The following is a 2,984-nucleotide window of genomic DNA, read 5'->3' as shown; positions in this document are numbered from 1 at the left end:
TATCGTCGAGCGTGACCGCTCCTGCGCCCCACGCTGTCACAGAAGGCACCGCCGCGTTGGCGCGGAAGGTGATCACGTTTGTCGCTCTGTCTGCGTTGCCGCTGATGTGCAGCCATTGGCCCGGACGCCGCGGGGTTGTGAAAGCCGTTCCGGCGCCAATCAGGGCCGCAGCATCATTCCGCACATAGAATGCCCACGGATCCGTGGTGGCGGAATGGTAGACCATGATGTACGCGCCACCCGCCCCGTTGATGCGCAGGGGTTGTCCGTTCGCGATGTGCGCGGACTCGTAGATCCAACCCATGAGACCGAACGAACCAGCGCCGGGGTTGAAGGCGTCGTTGGCGGCTACCGTGAGCGACTGTCCTCCGGTAAACAGCGGAGCCGCCGCCACATCCTCCACGATCCGCCGCCTTCGGAACGGCACGACCGGCGACCACGTCGCGCCCGTGATCGCGTCCTCCGTGTTCCCGATCTCCTCGTGGCAGGTCGTGCCGTAGCCGGGGTTCTCGCAGGTCCACAGGCGACGCGTCGTCACCGGCGCCGATGTGCCGAGACGCCACGCGTCGTACTCGGCATCCGAGATGGCGCGCGAGAGGATCCGCGCGTCGCACACGCGGCCACCGAAGCACGTTCCGGCAGCGAGCAGGCGGCCCAGCGAGGCGTTCGTTCCGGTGATGTTCCCGGTCGCCACACCAGCGGTCGAGCGCCCGTTGACGACCAGCGTCAGCGCTCCACCCGCGCCGCCCGCGTAGCGGATCATGCAGTCCGACCACTCGGAGGAAGAGGCAACGCGCGAGTCCGCGAGCGTCGTGCCGATCAGCCCGCCGCCGATGTACGGCTTGCTGCCGCTGATCACTTGCCCGAGGAAGGCACCCTGCGCCGCCGCGTTCGTGCCGAACGACACGGCCCCGCGGTCGGTCGCGGTGTGGAACGTGGCGGGGCGCAGGCGTCCGAGGATCGTCCACGCCCCCGCGCCCGTCAGGTCGGCCGGGATGGTCCCGGCAACGAGGTCGTCGGTCGGGTCGAAGTAGAGCGACGCGCGACCCTTGAGCCACGACGGAAGGACGAGGCCCCGGGGCGCGACGATGAGATCACGGGCCATCGGCTACTTCTCCACCGGCTTCGGCTCGGCGGCCACGCTCGCAGCTGCGACGCGCTTCGCCGGCTTCACCCCGATGGTCATCGGCTCGGGGCACGGACGACCATCGCTGTGCCCGCACAGGTGCGACCGGGCGACCGTCCCGTCCTCCGACTCCGAGAGCCAGCAGGAGAACGGTCGGGCCGCCGCGATGGCGGCCTTGAGGACATCCACGGGCCCCTGCGCGCGGGAATCGGCGCAGCGCCCCTTGTCGTCACATTCGAACGCGAGGACGATCTCGATCCGGTCGCAGGGCACGGCTACACCGCCGCGTCCACGACGGCCTGGATCGAACCGGCCCAGTCCGTGCCCTTCGTGAAGTAGACGTCGGTCCCGTGCGTGGCTCCACCGCAGGGTAGGAACACGGTGCCGAGCGCGTTGAAGAACGGGCTCCACTTCTCCATCCCGCCCGAGCCGCCGTCCTTGATCGCACCGGCCGCCGTGGCGACGGTCGTGGTTGTGACGAGCAGGCCGATCAGGCGGCACGGCGAGGCGAACAGCGTCCCGCTGTTCGTCAGCCGCGTGCCGTAGGCGCCGGGCACCTGGACCCAGGCCCGGCGGCTCGAGCCCGACAGCCCGTTCTCGCCGGGGCCCATGAACGGGTGGATGTCGCCGTCGTCGCCGACGAGGTGTGCGCGCGGCTTGCCGGCCGAGTCCTCGCCATGTGCCACGGTCGCGGACGTGTCGGTGCCGATTCCCTTGCGCTGCTTCGTCGCCATGGTTCACTCCTGGCCCGGGGGTAGGAGCGCGGCGTCGCGCGCCGCGTCGGCCCGGGCGTCTCTTGCTGTTGCCGTGGTCGGTCAGGTGCTACGGATCGAGATCGGGATCCCAGTTCGCCTTGCGGCGCAGCTGGTTGAGGTAGAACGTGCCGGATCCGGCGTCGACGTGCGGGGCGACGATCGAGAGGTAACACCCGGGGGCGATCGGTGAGTCGGGCGTGCCGCAGTCCACCTCGGCCGCTCCGTTCACCGAGGCGTAGAGTTTCACCACGCCCGGCGAGATGAAGTCGAGGCGCCAGCGGATCTCGTAGTGTGTGTCGTCGGCGAACGCGCCGAGGTCGGTGGACGAGACGGCGCCAAAATTATCTCCGACGATGCCCTCGATCCGTCGGTTGAGCTGCGGCGGTGCGCCCTCGGTGCCGTAGTCCCAGATCCGCACCCCGGCCACGATGTAGTCGTTCTCGGCGTCGTACAGAGCGCAGACCCAGCACGACCCGACCGAAGAGTCCCAGGCGTCCACGCGGACGATGCAGCGCACCTCTACCTCGTGATCCACGAGGTAGATCGCCGCCGTCTTCATCAGGCACTCGTCGGCGAAGGCGGCCGTGAGGCCCGCGCGAACCCCGGTGGTGTTCACGGTCCACGGATCCGATCCGCCGCCGTTGTCCCAACCCGGGCTGCTGAGAGCCGTCCAGTCGTCGAAGTCGTCGGCGCGGAAGTGGACCTTCGGGTCCATCAGGTTGCCGACGGCTGCGGCCGCCTCGAGCAGGTCGAGCCGACCCTGGAGAGATCCCGCGGAGTAGCCGGACGGCAGGCCGCAGAGCTCCGCGAGCCACCCGGTCCAGTTGCGGATGATCTCCTTCTCGGCAGCGGGCTCGTAGTAGGTGTGGCTGCCGACCGGCGCCAGGTCGCGCTTGGTCGGTCCGAGGCTGCCGATGATCCGGCGCGGCAGCTCGGTCAACACGCCGATCCAGTCGGCTGCGCTCATCGTCGTGGCCTCCTACGTCCTGGCCGGGAACTGATCGGTGGCGACAATCCACAGCACCGGGTACAGGGCCGCGGCCGTCCCGTTTCCGTGCAACAGCAACTCGCCGTCGCCGTTGGTCTCGATCTTCACCTCGCCC

4 protein-coding genes are annotated in these 2,984 nt (G+C 69.4%); all 4 read right to left on the bottom strand.

Annotated elements, in window-relative coordinates; translation table 11 throughout:
* Positions 1-1,105 (bottom strand): hypothetical protein (locus tag WC493_RS22895; protein WP_373068895.1); only part of this gene is annotated, 1,105 nt, incomplete at its 3' end.
* A gap of 3 nt (positions 1,106-1,108) precedes the next feature.
* Complete coding sequence (locus tag WC493_RS22890; RefSeq protein WP_373068893.1) at positions 1,109-1,399, bottom strand: hypothetical protein; 291 nt, start codon at positions 1,397-1,399, stop codon at positions 1,109-1,111.
* Positions 1,400-1,401: 2 nt separating this feature from the next.
* The gene (locus tag WC493_RS22885; protein ID WP_373068891.1) at positions 1,402-1,860 is read right to left on the bottom strand and encodes a hypothetical protein; all 459 of its coding nucleotides are present in this window, start codon (positions 1,858-1,860) and stop codon (positions 1,402-1,404) included.
* A gap of 88 nt (positions 1,861-1,948) precedes the next feature.
* Positions 1,949-2,848, bottom strand: a complete 900-nt coding sequence (locus WC493_RS22880; RefSeq protein ID WP_373068889.1) for a hypothetical protein — start codon at positions 2,846-2,848, stop codon at positions 1,949-1,951.
* Between the last annotated feature and the right edge of the window lie 136 nt (positions 2,849-2,984).

Origin of the sequence: Zavarzinia sp. (genome assembly GCF_041650655.1) — a bacterium.
Classification (GTDB): domain Bacteria; phylum Pseudomonadota; class Alphaproteobacteria; order Zavarziniales; family Zavarziniaceae; genus Zavarzinia.
The sequence above is the reverse complement of the archived record's forward strand: the minus strand, read 5'-3'. Positions and strand labels throughout refer to the sequence as shown.